Genomic DNA, 14,655 nt, shown 5'->3' with positions numbered 1-14,655 from the left:
ACCCCCGGGTAGGCTTCAGCCCTTCCCGCCCGCGCCGAAAGGAACGCGCCGTGCCGCCGTCCAGCGCCAGCAGCACCGACTCCACCAAGTCCGCCACGGGTGGGGTCCAGTCCCTTGAGCGCGCCTTCGACCTGCTGGAGCGGATGGCCGACGCGGGCGGCGAGGTCGGTCTGAGCGAGCTCTCCGCGAGCAGCGGACTGCCGCTGCCCACCATCCACCGGCTGATGCGCACGCTGGTGGTCTGCGGTTACGTCCGCCAGCAGGCCAACCGGCGGTACGCCCTCGGCCCGCGCCTGATCCGGCTCGGCGAGTCCGCGTCCCGGCTGCTGGGCACCTGGGCCCGCCCCTATCTGGCCCGGCTGGTCGAGGAGACCGGCGAGACGGCGAACATGGCGCTGCTCGACGGCGACGAGATCGTGTACGTGGCGCAGGTGCCGTCCAAGCACTCGATGCGCATGTTCACCGAGGTCGGCCGGCGCGTCCTGCCGCACTCCACGGGCGTCGGCAAGGCGCTGCTCGCCAACACCCCCGACCACGAGGTGCGCGCGCTGCTCGCCCGTACCGGCATGCCGGCCGCGACCGAGAAGACGATCACCACGCCCGAGGGTTTCCTCGCGGCCCTGGAGGACGTGCGCCGCCTCGGCTACGCGATCGACGACAACGAGCAGGAGATCGGCGTGCGCTGCCTCGCGGTCTCCGTGCCCGACTCCCCCACCGCGGCCGCCATTTCGATCTCGGGCCCGGCGGGCCGGGTCACCGAGTCGGCCACCGGGAAGATCGTGCCGGTGCTCCAGCAGGTGGCCGGCGAACTGTCACAGGCACTGGCCAGCCAGAACCCCGCGTGAGCAGCGCGCCGCACGGGCCTGGCTCCGGTCTTCGGGCCTAGCCCTGGCCGCCGCGCGGCCGGCCGAACAGGTCCACGGCGTTGCGTACGTCCGTCAGGCCCCGCGCGAGGGCGCTGACCGAGCCGATCGCGCCGGCGATCAGGAGCAACGAGCGGCGCAGGCGCGGGATTTCGGGGATGCCGTCGATGGTCATCGCGGCCAGCGCGGCGAGTTCGTCCTCGGCGATGACCCGGTCGGGGAACTCGGCCGGATGCGCGGCGAGTTCGCGGCGCAACCGGGACACCGCGGTCCGCAGTTCCGTCACCCTCGGGTCCTCGTCGCTGCCGGTCACTGGCCTCTGTCCCAAGCTCCGCAACACAGCTCTCCCCCCTCGCACGCCTTCGTGCGCAAGAACTTTGTGATCCCGCCGCGCACCCCGCGACACTGGTCGGGCACCGAGGGACGCGGGCCAGTAAACGCCACCCGATGCGGGCCGCGCCACTCCGCGGACCGAAATTAAGTCGGAGGATTCCGTGCCGTCGCCGTCCGGTCAGGTATGCAGGACGTATGACGCGAAACGAAGACCGGGTCGCCGGGCTGCTGCTCGCCGCCGGGGGCGGCCGGCGGCTCGGCGGGCGGCCCAAGGCGCTGCTGGAACACCGGGGGCGGCCCCTGGTGGAGCACGCGGTCGGGGTGCTGCGCGCGGCCGGCCTCGACCGGGTCCACGTGGTGCTGGGGGCGCGCGCCGACGCCGTACGGGAGCGGGCGGAGCTGGGCGGGTGCGTGGTCGTGGAGAACGCGGAGTGGGAGCGGGGGATGGGGTCCTCGCTGCGCGCCGGGCTCGACTCGCTGGCCGGTACGGGGGCGCGGGCGGTGCTCGTGTCGCTCGTCGACCAGCCCGGGATCGGCGCGGAGGCGGTGGCGCGCGTGCTGGCCGGGTACACGGGCGAGGACTCGCTCGTCTCGGCCGCCTACGACGGGGTACGCGGGCATCCGGTGCTGTTCGGGGCCGCGCACTGGGCCGGGATCGCCGGGAGCGCGACCGGGGACCGGGGGGCGCGGGCCTATCTCAAGGCGCACGCGGACGCGGTCGTGCTCGTCGAGTGCGGGGACGCGGCCGAGCCGTACGACATCGACACCGAGGCGGATCTCGTCCACCTTGAGTGAGCGGGGTGACACTGAGCGCCACTTTGGCTCGATACGGAGAATCTCGACGTCGACAAACCACCGGACGTCCATTGAACTTCCACGATGAGGAAACTAGTATCCACTGTTCAGAAGCGCCCGGCGGCCCCTCGGGTGCTCCCCGCCCTACCCGGGTCATCTGGCACCCGGTGCCACGCTCGTGAAGGAAGTGACCGTTCATGTCCGCACCAGCGCCGTCCTCGCCGGTCGTCGTCGACGCCGAACCGCTGCCCCGGCAGGAGGAGGTCCTCAGCGCCGAGGCCCTCGCCTTCGTGGCCGAGCTGCACCGCCGGTTCACCCCGCGCCGGGCCGGACTCCTCGCCCGCCGGGCCGAGCGCCGCGCGGAGATCGCCCGTACCTCCACGCTCGACTTCCTGCCGGAGACCGCCGCGATCCGCGCGGACGACTCCTGGAGGGTGGCCCCCTCCCCCGCCGCGCTGAACGACCGGCGGGTCGAGATCACCGGCCCCACCGACCGCAAGATGACGATCAACGCCCTCAACTCCGGCGCGAAGATCTGGCTCGCGGACTTCGAGGACGCCTCGGCGCCGACGTGGGAGAACGTCGTCACGGGCCAGCTCAACCTGATCGACGCCTACACCCGCGCGATCGACTTCACCGACCCCAACTCCGGTAAGTCGTACGCCCTGAAGGCCGACGACGAGCTGGCGACCGTCGTCATGCGACCGCGCGGCTGGCACCTGAACGAGCGGCACCTGCTGGTGGACGGCGAGCAGGTCCCGGGCGCCTTCGTGGACTTCGGGCTGTACTTCTTCCACAACGCGCGGCGGCTGCTGGACCTGGGCAAGGGCCCCTACTTCTACCTCCCGAAGACCGAGTCGCACCTCGAAGCCCGGCTGTGGAACGACGTGTTCGTCTTCGCGCAGGACTACGTCGGCATCCCGCAGGGCACGGTCCGCGCGACCGTGCTGATCGAGACGATCACCGCCGCGTACGAGATGGAGGAGATCCTCTACGAACTCCGCGACCACGCCTCGGGGTTGAACGCGGGACGCTGGGACTACCTGTTCTCCATCGTGAAGAACTTCCGTGACGGCGGGCCCCGGTTCGTCCTCCCGGACCGCAACGCGGTCACGATGACGGCCCCGTTCATGCGGGCGTACACCGAACTGCTCGTCCGCACCTGCCACAAGCGCGGGGCGCACGCGATCGGCGGCATGGCCGCGTTCATCCCGTCCCGCCGGGACGAGGAGGTCAACAAGGTCGCCTTCGAGAAGGTCAAGGCGGACAAGGACCGCGAGGCGGGCGACGGTTTCGACGGGTCGTGGGTGGCCCACCCGGACCTGGTGCCGATCGCCCTGGCCTCCTTCGACGCCGTGCTCGGCGAGAAGCCGAACCAGAAGGACCGGCTGCGCGAGGACGTCGACGTCAAGGCCGCCGACCTGATCGCCGTGGACTCGCTGCACGCCCGGCCGACGTATCCCGGGCTCGTCAACGCCGTTCAGGTGGGCATCCGTTACATCGAGGCGTGGCTGCGCGGGCTCGGCGCGGTCGCCATCTTCAACCTGATGGAGGACGCGGCCACCGCGGAGATCTCGCGCTCGCAGATCTGGCAGTGGATCAACGCGGACGTCGAGTTCGAGAACGGCGAGCGGGCGACTCCCGAGCTGGCGCGCCGGATCGCCGCCGAGGAACTGGCGAACATCCGTGCCGAGATCGGTGCGGACGCCTTCGCCGCGGGCCACTGGCAGCAGGCCCACGACCTGCTCCTGGAGGTCGCGCTCGACGCCGACTACGCGGACTTCCTGACCCTGCCGGCGTACGAGCAGCTCAAGGGCTGAGGCTCAACAGCCGCGGGAGGAAGCTCACTTGTCCGAGTGGCCCAGGGACCTGCCCGGGGCCACCCGGTCGCGGACGAGCTGCTTGACGGCCGTGGGCTCCGGGAAGCCCTGCTCGCGGCGGTCCCACACGACCTCGTCGTCGACGCGGACGATGAAGACCCCGCCGGTGCCGGGCTTCAGCGACAGTTCCGTCAACTCGGTCTCGAAGGTGGTCAACAGCTCCTGTGCCAGCCAGGCCGCGCGCGGCAGCCAACGGCACTGGGTGCAGTACTCGATCTCGACTCGTTGGGTCATCCGAGGTGTACCGACCAATCCTGTTCGGCCGCCGGCCTGCCGTGCAGGTCGGGGACCCGCTTGAGCCAGCTCGGGCGGCCCTGCTGTGTCCTCGCCGCGCGCCGGGCCTCCTCGGCGGCGAGTTCCTCCCCGCTGGGGAAGTCGGTGGGCAGCCAGGCCGCGGAAGCCCGCACGCGCGCGTGGAGGTGGTCGACGTACGCCTCCCGGACGAGGTCGGGTGTCGCGAGGCCCGGTTCGTCGGCCAGCCAGGCGTCCGGCACTCCCGCCACGATCCGGCGCAGCAGTTCCTCGGTCACCCGGGGCGCGAGTTCCGCGTCGGCGGCCCGGGTGTCGGGCGTGTAGCGGCCGAGGGCGTGGTGGCGGAAGTCGTAGGCCTTCGTGGGGTCGGCGCCGTCCCAGCGGTGGTGGAAGACGAGGGCGGCGCCGTGGTCGATGAGCCACAGGCGCGGGGGCGCGATGCCGAGCGTGGGCCAGATCATCAGGTTCGAGCTGTGGACCGTGCGGTCGACGTTGGCGGTCAGCGCGTCGAGCCAGACGATCCTCCCGGCCTCCAGCGGGTCGACCGTGCAGCGCGCGGCGACCTCCGGGGTGAAGTCCCGGGCGCCCGGCAGGTGGTCCATGCCGAGGTTCAGGCCGGCGCTCGCGCTGTGCAGGTCCCGTACTTCCTGGTGGGGCTCCGCGTCGGCGACCGCCGGATCGAAGTGCACCAGCACCAGCTCGGGGAAGCGCAGCCCCAGCGCGCGGGCCAGCTCCCCGACGATCACCTCGGCGACCAGCGCCTTGCGGCCCTGCGCGGAGCCGGTGAACTTGACGACGTAGGTGCCGAGGTCGTCGGCCTCGACGACAGCGGGCACGGAGCCGCCGGAGCGCAGCGGCTCGACGTAGCGGACCGCCGTGACCTCGCGCAGCGCGCTCTGCGGCCGTTCGCCACCCACGGTCTGCCCCTCGCTTCCGCCCTTCGGCATGGAGTGAGCATAGTAACGAAGGGGTGATCGCCGACGAGGAGGACCACCGGGGCGCGGTCACGTCAGGAAGGTCCGGATCTCCCGTGCGACCGGGCCGGGGTTCTCGATGTGCAGATGGTGGCCGCCGGGCAGGGACACCTGGCGCAGCCCGGCGGTGTCCTCGACCCACGCGGGGTCGAACGGCGAGTCCGCCCGGGACTGTTCGGCGGTCAGCACCAGCGTCGGCGCGGTGACCGCCCGGACGAAGTGGCGGAACTGGTCCTCGGTGAGCGCCTCGATGAACGGGTAGCGCAGCCTCGGGTCGGTCCGCCAGGTGTAGCCGCCGACCGCCGGCACCAGGTCGCGTTCGCTGAGCAGTTCGGCCGTGTCGAGCAGGCAGTCGGCGCCCTTGGCGCGGGTGCGTACGGCCTGGGAGCGGGTGCGGAAGTGCGGGCGGGCGCCGTCCATGAGGGCGGAGAGGTAGCGGGCGGTGCTCTCGCGCAGTCGTGCCGGGTCGGCGCTGCGCTGGACCACGGCGTCGATGAGGACGAGCCCCGCGGTCCGCTCCGGGTGGATCCCCGCGACCAGGGTGGCGACCATGCCGCCCAGCGAGTGGCCCACCAGGTGGAAGCGGTCCCAGCCCTGGACCCGGGTCAGTTCGAGAACGCACGCCGCGTAGTCGAGGACCTGGTGGGCGGCCGACGGGAGGTGGCCGGAGAGCCCGTGCCCGGGCAGGTCCACGGCGACGAGGTTCAGATCGGCCAGTTCGTCGAGGAGCGGCTCGAATCCGGCGCAGTTGTCCAGCCAGCCGTGCAGGCACAGGATCGGGGTGCCGTCGTGGCTGCCGGTACGCCGGCCGCGCAGGGTGACGGCGGTGTGCGGGAGTTCGTAGGTCACGTCCTGGGCACCCATCAGAGTTCCTCCTCGTCGAGGCGGGCGAGGAGATCGGCCGCGAGGTCGGCGGCGCTCTTGCCGCGCATCAGGTCCATGACGCTCGCCTTCACCCCCGTCTCGCGTTCGATCCAGACGCTGATCTCCACGGCGAGCAGCGAGTCGATGTAGTTGGTCAGCGGCGTCGAGTCGTCGAGCCGTTCGAGCGGCACGCCGAGCGAGGTGGCCAGCCGGGCCTTGAGGTGACCGGTGAGCATGTCGTGGCGCTCGTCCCCGTCGCGGGCACGCAGCCGCGCCCGCAGGGACTCCCCCTGCGCTCCGCCCGCAGCCGTGCCGCCCGCGACATGGCGCGCGTACGGCTGGGTGTAGCGGGGCTCGGTGTCCGCGTCGGTGCCGCGGTGCCGGAAGAACGCGGGCCAGTCCACCGGCAGCACGCCGACCCGGGGGTGCCCGCAGTCCGCGAGGAGGTCCAGCGCCCGGAACGCCTCGGCGGCGGTGAGGCCGCGCAGCCCGGTGAGGGCCACCTGCCGGTTCACCCGTTCGTTGCGGGCGACGTATCCGACGTCCGAGAGCGCGCCCCAGTTGACGCTGAGTGCCGGGAGTCCGGCGGCGTGGCGGGCCTCGGCGAGCTGGTCGAGCACCGCGTTGGCGGCGGCGTAGGCGGCCTGGCCCCGGTTGCCCACCATGGAGGTGGCGGAGGAGAAGAGGGCGAAGACGTCGAGCGGCAGGTGCGCGGTCAGCTCGTGGAGGTGGAGCGCGCCGAGGACCTTGGGGGCGAGCACGGCGCGCAGCGCGGCGTCGTCGAGATCGGTGAGGAGCGCGTCCCGCAGGACCATCGCGCTGTGCAGGACACCGCGCAGCGGGGGCAGTTCCCGCCCGGTCCGGGCGAGCAGGGCCGCCAGCTCCTCCCGCGAGGTGACGTCCACCGCCTCCGCCAGGACCGTCACGCCCCGCTCCCGCAGGGCCTCGACGCGGGCCCGGGCCGGTTCGTCGGGGATGCCCGAGCGGCCGACGAGCACGAGGTGCCGGGCTCCGGCGGCGGCGAGGTGTTCGGCCATGGCCAGGCCCAGACCGCCGAGCCCGCCGGTGATCAGCCAGGTGCCGCGCGGACTGCCGAGCGGATGGCGGGCGGCGGGCACGACCGGGACGTCGTGCTCGTCCATCGCGAGGACCACCTTGCCGAGGTGGCCGCCCGAGGTGAGCCTGCGCAGGGCCGCTTCGGTCTGGGAGGGGCGCTGGACGAGGTGGGGCAGCGGGCGCAGCTCGCCGGAGGCGAACCGCTCCAGCAGGGCCGTCAGTTCCGCCCGGACCGTCCGCGGCCGGTCGGCCATGAACTGCCGCAGGTCGAAGCCGAAGTAGGACAGGTTGCGCAGGAAGGGCCGCAGCCCGATGCGGCGGTCCGCCATCAGGTCGCGCTTGCCGATGTCGACGTAGCGTCCGTACGGGGCGAGGCAGCCGATGCTGCGGGTCAGGCTCTCGCCGGTGACGGCGCCGAGCACCACGTCCACGCCCCGGCCGCCGGTGGCGGCCAGCACCTCGTCCGCGAAGGCGGGCGAGCGGGAGTCCAGCACATGCCGTACGCCGAGCCCGCGCAGCAGCGCCCGCTTGCCGGGGCTGCCGGCGGTGGCCAGCACCTCCGCGCCGGCGAGCCGGGCGATCTGGAGGGCGGCGAGCCCGGTGCCGCCCGCCGCCGAGTGGATCAGCACCCGCTCGCCCGCGCTCAGCCGGGCCAGTCGCGACAGCGCGAAGGTCGCGGTGAGGAAGACCACGGGGACGGTCGCCGCCTCCTCGAAGCTCAGTTCCGGCGGCTTGGGGGCCACGAAGTCCGCGTCGACGGTGAGGTGGGAGGCGACGGCGCCGCCCGTGCTGGTCATCGCCACGACGGCGTCACCGGGCCGCAGTCCGCACACTCCGGGCCCCACGCGGGTGACCACACCCGAGCACTCGGCGCCGAACCGGTATCCCTCGGCGTGCTCCAGCGGCGGCACCTGGCCGAGGGCGGTCATCACGTCGAGGAAGTTCAGCCCCGCCGCCATCACCTCCAACTCGACCTGTCCGGGGCCGGGTTCGGCCCGGTCCAGCTGCCGGTACTCCAGGTCGTCGAGCGCGCCGGGCGCCGTGACCCGCAGTTCGAAGCCCGCGCCGGCGGGCAGCCGGGCGGAGTCCAGGGGCCTGGGGATCCGCTCGGGCGGCAGCGTCACGAGCCGGCGCACGAAGCGTTCCCCGGCCCGCAGCAGGACCTCGCGTTCGTTGTCCCGGCGCAGGAGTTCGGCCCACAGGGCGTCGGCCTCGCCGGGGGCCGGTTCGCTTTCGAGGTCGATCATCGTGCAGCCCAGTGCGGGCCGTTCCAGAGCGACGACCAGTCCGAGGCCCCAGGCGGCGGCACCGTCGAGGCGCGGGGCCGGCTCGCGGTGCGGGTGGGCGCCCCGGGTGACGAGGTACAGCCGGGGCGGCTCGGCGTCTTCGAGGGCGCGGACCAGGCCGGCCACCGCGAGGGAGTGCTCGCGGGCCGCCCGCTCCGCGTCGTCCGCGGGGCCGTCCCACAGCAGGACGACGCCGGTGTGCCGCAGCGAGGAGAGCAGTGCGCCGAGGTCCCGTATCTCCTCCGGCAGCCGGGGTGTCGCCCGCTGGACCGCGTGACCGCCGTCCCGCCCGATGCGCTGGGCGAGGGCGTCCCCGGCGTCGCCGGAAGCACCGAGGATCAGCCAGTTCCCGACGGGTTCCGGTGTGCCGCGGTCGTCCTGGTCCGGCTCCGTCCCCGTGGCACGGGCAAGGAGCACGGTCTGCGATCCGGGGCCCTGGTGCGCGGGGTCGCCGAGCGCGACGGTGTCCTCGAATCCGGCGGACTCCAGCACGCGTTCCCACTCCGGGCCGGTCAGCAGCGGGCCGTCCGGGCGCAGCCGCAGATCGCGGAAGAGCCACCAGCCGGCGGTGAGGCCGAAGGTCAGCTCCAGCCAGCGGCTGCCCGGGGCCGCCTCGACGAGCGCCAGCTGTCCGCCGGGGGCGAGCAGGTCGTGCAGGTGCAGGAGGGTCAGCCTGAGGTCGGCGGTGGCGTGGACGACGTCGGAGGCGAGCACGAGGTCGAAGGAGCCCGGCGCGAGTTCCTGGGCCGCCGGATCGTCCTCGATGTCGAGGGTGCGGTACTCGACGAAGTCGTGGTCGCGGAAGCGGTCGCGGGCGGCCTGGACCAGGGACGGGGAGACATCGGTGAACACGTACGAGCAGCGGTCGGCCGGCAGCACCGGCAGCACGGCCGCGGTGAGTCCGCCGCTGCCGCCGCCGACCTCCAGGACGCGCAGGGTGCGGCGCGGGTCGGCGGTCGCGACGAGCCGGCGTACGGCCTCACGGACGAGCGTGTTGTAGAGGCGGGCGGCGGGCGAGGTGTCGTAGACCGGGGCGGCGTTCTCGGCGGAGCCGGCCGGGAAGAGCAGTTCCAGCGGGTTGGCCTTGCCGACCAGGATCTCGTGCAGCCGGTCGCCGGTGGCCCGCACCAGCCTCAACTCCCAGACGCAGGAGGGGTGGTCCGCCAGCAGCCGCGACCAGAGCGGGTCGGGGTCCTGGTCGGGCAGGCGTACGACGCGGTGGACCCCGTCGTGCTCGGTCAGGAAGCCGTCCTCCGTCAGGAACCGCAGATAGACCCCGAACACCCGCCGGTGCTCGGGGAGCAGCCCCGCGCAGTCGTCGGCCGTGAAGGTGTCGCCGGGCCGGGTCGCGACGCCGAAGGCGGTCAGGCAGCGGCCCGCGTAGGCGGCGCAGAGTTCCCGGATCCGGACCTGGTAGTCCGTGGCGTAGCCCTCCCTCCGCAGCCGCTTCGCCACCTCGGCGCCGAGCGGCTCCAGCGCGGGCCGCAGTTCGGCCGGGCCCAGGGTCAGGGCGGCGGGCCGGCCGGGGAGGTCGGCGGCGGGGTCGCGTCGCCAGACGAGGTGGTGGAGGCGACTGTCGGCGGGGGTGTCGCCGGGCCGCCGGACCGATTTGGCGCGCAGGCCGCGGTACTCGGCGACCGGGCGGCCGTCGTCGTCGAGGACGAACACGTCGGTGACCAGGCTGTCGGCCTGCACGCTGATCAGCCGGGTGTGGCACCACAGGGTGGTGCGGACCTCGCCGTGGACGCGGACCAGGTCCACGCCCGTCGGCACCGGGTTCGGCGGCCGGACGGCGTCGGGGGCCTCGTCGGCGGGCGGGATCAGCAGGCTCTGGAAGCAGGCGTCCAGCAGCGCCGGGTGGAACAGGTAGCCGGTCAGGTCCTGTCCCCTGGTGAGCGCGCGCGGTGCGGTGATCCGGGCGAGCGTCTCCCCCCGGCCGACGTGGATCCGCTCGATTCCGCACAGGGCGGGCCCGTAGACGTATCCCCGGTCCCGCAGCGGCCCGTACACCTCGGCGGCGCCTCGCGGCGGTCCGCAGCGGGTGCGGATCGCCGCGAGGTCGAAGGGCTCGGGGAGGGCTTCGCCGCCGGGTGCGCGGTGGTAGCGGCCGTAGGCGTTGCGGACCCACGCGGAGCCGCGTACGGGCCGGGAGTGGACGGTGAACGTGCCGTCGTCGGGGTCGAGTTCGAGGCGGCTGAGCTGCGGCTCGTCGGCGGGCAGGACGCAGGCCCGTTCGAACTCCACGTAGGCGAGTCCGCAGGGTTCCCCGGTCGCCTCGCGGGCGGCGGCGAGGGCCGTCTCCACGTAGACCGCGCCCGGCACGATCACCGACCCGAAGACGTCGTGCTGCTTGACCCAGCGATGGCGGTGGTCCTCCCAGTCGATCTCCCAGGTGGGCCGGGTGGCGTCGACCGGGCGCAGCATCGGGTGCGGGCGGTCCTGGAGCCTGGCCCGGCGGGAGACCTCGCTCTCGTTCCAGTACGACTCGTGGACCCAGGGGTTGGTCGGCAGGTCGAGGGCGGGTACGGGATCCGGGTGGCGTCGCCGCCAGCGCACGTCCACGCCGTTGACGTACAGCGTCGCGAGTGCCTCGGTGAGGGACTCCCAGTCGTCCCTGCCGCGTACGAGGGAGCCGGCGCAGAGCGCGTCCGGGGCGGTCTCGGTGACCGAGTTGCCGAGTACCGGATGGGGGCTCAGCTCCACGAAGGTGTCGAATCCGTCGGCGGTCATCGCCTCGACCGCGGGCGCGAACAGCACGGGCCTGCGGAAGTTGCGCCACCAGTAGCCGGTGTCCAGTTCCCGGCCGTCGATGACGGCACCGGTGACGGTCGAGTACATCGGCAGGTCCGCCGGCCGGCCCGTGACACCGGCGAGCCGCTCGCGCAGCGGCTCCTCCAGCGGGTCCATGTCGGCGCTGTGGCACGCGCAGTTGACCTTGAGGACGCGGGCGAAGACGTCCTGGTCGGCGAGTTCCGCGGCGAGCGGTTCGAGGATGTCCCGGCGGCCGGAGAGCGTGGCGGCCCGGGGGCTGTTCTCGGCGGCGAGCCACAGCCCGTCCGGGTGGCGTGCGCACAGCGCGAGCGTCTCGGCCTTCGGCAGGGCCACGAACATCATGGCGCCGGTGGGGTCGGCGTCCTCCTGGATGCGGGCGCGGAGGCAGATCACCCGCAGGGCGGTGGCGAGATCGAGCGCGCCGCTGACGTGGGCGGCGGCGATCTCGCCCATGCTGTGGCCGGCCACCCCGTCGGGTTCGACGCCCCAGCTGCGCCACAGTTCGACGAGGGCGACCTGGACGGCGAACATCGTGGGCTGGAGGCAGTAGGTGGCCTGGACCGGTGAGGTGTCCTCGTCGGCCAGCAGGGCGTCGAGGATCGACCAGTCGACGAACTCCCGCGCCAGTGCGTCGCATTCGGCGATCTTGGCGGCGAACACGGGACTGCCGCGCAGCAGGACACGGCCCATCGCGAACCACTGGGGTCCCTGTCCGTTGAACAGGAACGCCAGCTTGCCGCGGCGGCCCTGCGGCGCGGAACCGGTCACGACTCCGCGCTCGGGCGCGCCCTCCGCGTAGGCACGCAGCCGGGCCACCGCCTGCGCCGCGTCGGCGGCGATGACGGCGAGCCGTTCGGAATGGTGGCCGCGGCGCACGGCGAGGTTGGCGGCGACGCTCTCCAAGTCCTCGGGATGCGCGGTGAGATGGTCGGCGTACCGCTCGGCGAGTTCCTTGAGCGCCGGCTCGGCGCGTGCGCTGAGGGTGAGCAGGACCGGAGGGCCGACGGGCGCGGGCGTGGCCTCGGCTTCGGCCTCGGCTTCGGCTTCGGCTTCGGTGAGGGAGCCGGCGGGGAGCGCGGCTCGCCCCCCGACACGGACTTCGGCAGCTGCCTCGGCCTCTGCCCCTGCTTCGGCGGGAAGGTCGGGCGCCTGTTCCAGGACGACGGTGGCGTTGGTGCCGCCGAAGCCGAAGGAGTTGACGCCGGCCAGGGCGCGGTCGTACTCCCGCGGCCAGTCGCGTTCGGTGGTGGGGACCGCCAGCTGCCAGCGGGCGAAGTCGATCTCGGGGTTGGGGAGTTCGAAGTGCCGGTTGGGCAGTATGCGGCGGCGGTGGACGGACAGCGCGGCCTTGATGAGGCCCGCGATCCCCGCACCGCCCTCCAGATGCCCGATGTTGGTCTTGACCGAGCCGACGTAGGCGACCCGGCCGGGGGCACGGTCGGTGGCGAGGACACGGCCCAGCGCGTTGGCCTCGATGGGGTCGCCGACCGGGGTACCGGTGCCGTGCGCCTCGACGTAGCCGACCTCGCCGGGCGCGATGCCCGCGGCGGCGAGGGCGGCGCGGAAGTTGGCTTCCTGGGCGTCGCCGCTGGGGACGGTGATGCCCTGGGTCCGACCGTCCTGGTTGACGGCGGTACCGCCGACCACGGCGTAGATCCGGTCCCGGTCGCGCAGCGCCCGCTCCAGCGGCTTGAGTACGACGATCCCGGCGCCCTCGCCCCGCACGTAACCGGTGGCCGTGGCGTCGAACGCGCGAGAGCGGCCGTCGGGCGAGAACATCGAGGCCTGGCTGAGGGCGACCATGCCGCCCGGGTGCAGCATCAGGTTGACGCCTCCGACCAGCGCGAGGTCGCTCTCGCCGCGCCGCAGGCTCTCGCAGGCGAGATGGACGGCGACCAGCGAGGAGGAGCACGCGGTGTCGATCGTCATGCTGGGTCCGCGCAGGTCCAGGACGTAGGAGAGCCGGTTGGAGAGGATGCTCAGATAGGCGCCAGTGGCCGAGTGCCCGCCCAGGCCCTCCAGTTCGCCGAGTCCCGTTTGCAGGCCGCCGTAGTCCTGGCTGCATCCGCCGACGAAGACCCCGGTCCGGGTGCCGGCCAGGTCGGCGGGGACGATCCCGGCGTCCTCCAGGGCCTCCCAGCCGATCTCCAGCAGCAGCCGCTGCTGTGGGTCCATCTGTTCGGCGACCCGCCTCGGGATGCCGAAGAACGCGGCGTCGAAGCCGTCGACCCGGTCCAGGAAGCCGCCCTGGCGGGTGTTCATGCGGCCCGGCCGCTGCCAGTCCGCCGAGTAGTAGCGGTCGCCGTCCCAGCGGTCGCGCGGGATCGGGCCGACGGCGTCGAGGCCGTCCGCGACCCGCTCCCACAGCGAGCGCGGTCCGTCGATCCCGCCGGGCATGCGGCAGCCGATCCCGACGACCGCGAGACGGGTGGCGCCGGACGGCGACGGCTCGTCCCGGGCCGGGGTGTGCTGATCGGGAAACCGTGTCGAGGGGCGCTCAGACAGCCGTGCCACGGCGGGCCTCCAGTTCGGCGAACTGATGGAACGTCGACAGCGTCTGTGCTGTCGCGTAGACGTCCTGGGGCGGGCGGCCGTAGGACTCGGCGCCGGCGTTCGCCCGCAGCAGGGAGAGGGTGATCTCGGGGTAGTCCGGATAGCGTCCGCCGGCCCACGAGCCGTCGGGGCGGCGCCGGGACAGCAGCCAGTCGACGCCCCGCCGGACGGCCGGATGCTCGGTACCGGTCCCCGTGTGGGCGAGGGCCTCCAGGGCGAGCGCGGTGTGGAACCCGGTCGAGGAGCCGTCCTCGCCGACCCGTGGCCAGCTTCCGTCGGCCTGCTGGCGGCCGAGGAGGTGGTCGCGGGCGGCGGCGACGGCCGCGTGGTAGCCGTGGCGGGCGAGGATCGCGGTCACCGGACGCAGGAAGTACAGCGGGGTGTCGTAGTACCAGCGGTGCGACCCGAAGTGCCCTTCGGGCCGCTGTGAGCGGGCCAGGTGGTCCAGCGCGGCGTCGAGGTCGAAGGGTTCCAGGCCCACGGTGTCCAGGGCGTCGAGCACGAAGCCGGTGACCGAGGGCAGGGCGCGCGCGTCGGCGGGGAGGTAGGGGTGTTCCACCTCCCAGTCGCCGCCCGCCCGTTGCCGTGAACGCAGATAGGCGGCGCGGAGCCGGGCCTCGTCGGGCCGGCCGAGCCGCAGCAGCGCGATCACGTACTCGGCGGTGGTCTCCGGGCAGTAGCCCTCGGGGTTGGCGCCGCCGTAGGTGAGCACGCCGACGGGGTTCTCGCGGGTGCGCAGCCAGCCGAGGACGTCCTCGGCCAACTCCGCTGCCGTAGCGGCGTGTTCGGCCCCGAGCCGGTCGCGCCAGAGGGCGACGGCCTTCAGGACGTGGACGTTGTCCCAGTTGTCCATGGCGAACTCCGCGGGGTCCTCCCGCACGGCCCCGCCGGGAAGCCGGTGGGCGCGGAAGTAGCCGAACGCCTCTCCTGCGGTGCGTGCCGGGTCGAGACCGTGTCCGGCGAAGAGTTCTGCGAGCATGCGTGCCCCTGGCTGCGGTCGCTTGACGGAACTCCTTCCTATGACCGG

The 14,655-nt window shown here is 73.4% G+C and carries 9 protein-coding genes; 3 read left to right on the top strand and 6 right to left on the bottom strand.

Annotation, left to right across the window (positions count from 1 at the left end; all coding sequences use genetic code 11):
- Nucleotides 1-50: 50 nt before the first annotated feature.
- On the top strand, nucleotides 51-845 hold the full coding sequence (locus ACIQPR_RS15030; protein WP_403647332.1) for an IclR family transcriptional regulator: 795 nt from the start codon (nucleotides 51-53) through the stop codon (nucleotides 843-845).
- A gap of 37 nt (nucleotides 846-882) precedes the next feature.
- Here ACIQPR_RS15030 and ACIQPR_RS15025 read toward each other — a convergent pair whose 3' ends face one another.
- Nucleotides 883-1,203, bottom strand: a complete 321-nt coding sequence (locus ACIQPR_RS15025) for a DUF5955 family protein (RefSeq protein WP_403647330.1) — start codon at nucleotides 1,201-1,203, stop codon at nucleotides 883-885.
- A 188-nt stretch (nucleotides 1,204-1,391) separates the two neighbouring features.
- Here ACIQPR_RS15025 and ACIQPR_RS15020 point away from each other — a divergent pair, with 188 nt between their 5' ends.
- Together ACIQPR_RS15020 and aceB are read left to right on the top strand one after the other, a co-directional pair.
- On the top strand, nucleotides 1,392-1,991 hold the full coding sequence (locus tag ACIQPR_RS15020; RefSeq protein WP_403647327.1) for an NTP transferase domain-containing protein: 600 nt from the start codon (nucleotides 1,392-1,394) through the stop codon (nucleotides 1,989-1,991).
- A gap of 197 nt (nucleotides 1,992-2,188) precedes the next feature.
- Nucleotides 2,189-3,811, top strand: coding sequence for a malate synthase A (gene aceB / locus ACIQPR_RS15015; protein ID WP_403647324.1), 1,623 nt, complete (start codon nucleotides 2,189-2,191; stop codon nucleotides 3,809-3,811).
- A 24-nt stretch (nucleotides 3,812-3,835) separates the two neighbouring features.
- On the opposite strand, the gene ACIQPR_RS15010 is transcribed toward aceB, so the two are convergent.
- From ACIQPR_RS15010 to ACIQPR_RS14990, 5 genes are read right to left on the bottom strand one after another with little or no spacing between them, the layout of a single operon-like run.
- A complete protein-coding gene (locus ACIQPR_RS15010; protein WP_403647321.1) occupies nucleotides 3,836-4,105 on the bottom strand; it encodes a SelT/SelW/SelH family protein in 270 nt (89 codons plus the stop codon).
- On the bottom strand, nucleotides 4,102-5,070 hold the full coding sequence (locus ACIQPR_RS15005; protein ID WP_403647319.1) for a HipA family kinase: 969 nt from the start codon (nucleotides 5,068-5,070) through the stop codon (nucleotides 4,102-4,104). The genes ACIQPR_RS15010 and ACIQPR_RS15005 overlap by 4 nt, the downstream gene beginning before the upstream one ends.
- Nucleotides 5,071-5,127: 57 nt before the next feature.
- Entirely contained in the window at nucleotides 5,128-5,961 is an 834-nt protein-coding gene (locus ACIQPR_RS15000) for an alpha/beta fold hydrolase (protein ID WP_403647316.1), read from the bottom strand.
- Nucleotides 5,961-13,589: an SDR family NAD(P)-dependent oxidoreductase gene (locus ACIQPR_RS14995; RefSeq protein ID WP_403647313.1), complete on the bottom strand. Its 7,629-nt coding sequence runs from the start codon at nucleotides 13,587-13,589 to the stop codon at nucleotides 5,961-5,963. Before ACIQPR_RS14995 ends, ACIQPR_RS15000 begins: the two co-directional genes overlap by 1 nt.
- Complete coding sequence (locus tag ACIQPR_RS14990; protein ID WP_403647310.1) at nucleotides 13,573-14,607, bottom strand: prenyltransferase/squalene oxidase repeat-containing protein; 1,035 nt, start codon at nucleotides 14,605-14,607, stop codon at nucleotides 13,573-13,575. Before ACIQPR_RS14990 ends, ACIQPR_RS14995 begins: the two co-directional genes overlap by 17 nt.
- Nucleotides 14,608-14,655 lie beyond the last annotated feature (48 nt).

Origin of the sequence: Streptomyces sp. NPDC091280 (assembly GCF_044768565.1) — a bacterium.
In the GTDB taxonomy this organism is placed as follows: domain Bacteria; phylum Actinomycetota; class Actinomycetes; order Streptomycetales; family Streptomycetaceae; genus Streptomyces.
The sequence above is the reverse complement of the archived record's forward strand: the minus strand, read 5'-3'. Positions and strand labels throughout refer to the sequence as shown.

Bases quoted from the DNA above. Each gene is read 5' to 3' on its own strand.
- ACIQPR_RS15020 (WP_403647327.1), top strand. From the start codon at position 1,392: ATGACGCGAAACGAAGACCGGGTCGCCGGGCTGCTGCTCGCCGCCGGG.
- aceB (WP_403647324.1), top strand. From the start codon at position 2,189: ATGTCCGCACCAGCGCCGTCCTCGCCGGTCGTCGTCGACGCCGAACCG.
- ACIQPR_RS15010 (WP_403647321.1), bottom strand. From the start codon at position 4,105: ATGACCCAACGAGTCGAGATCGAGTACTGCACCCAGTGCCGTTGGCTG.
- ACIQPR_RS15005 (WP_403647319.1), bottom strand. From the start codon at position 5,070: ATGCCGAAGGGCGGAAGCGAGGGGCAGACCGTGGGTGGCGAACGGCCG.
- ACIQPR_RS15000 (WP_403647316.1), bottom strand. From the start codon at position 5,961: ATGGGTGCCCAGGACGTGACCTACGAACTCCCGCACACCGCCGTCACC.
- ACIQPR_RS14990 (WP_403647310.1), bottom strand. From the start codon at position 14,607: ATGCTCGCAGAACTCTTCGCCGGACACGGTCTCGACCCGGCACGCACC.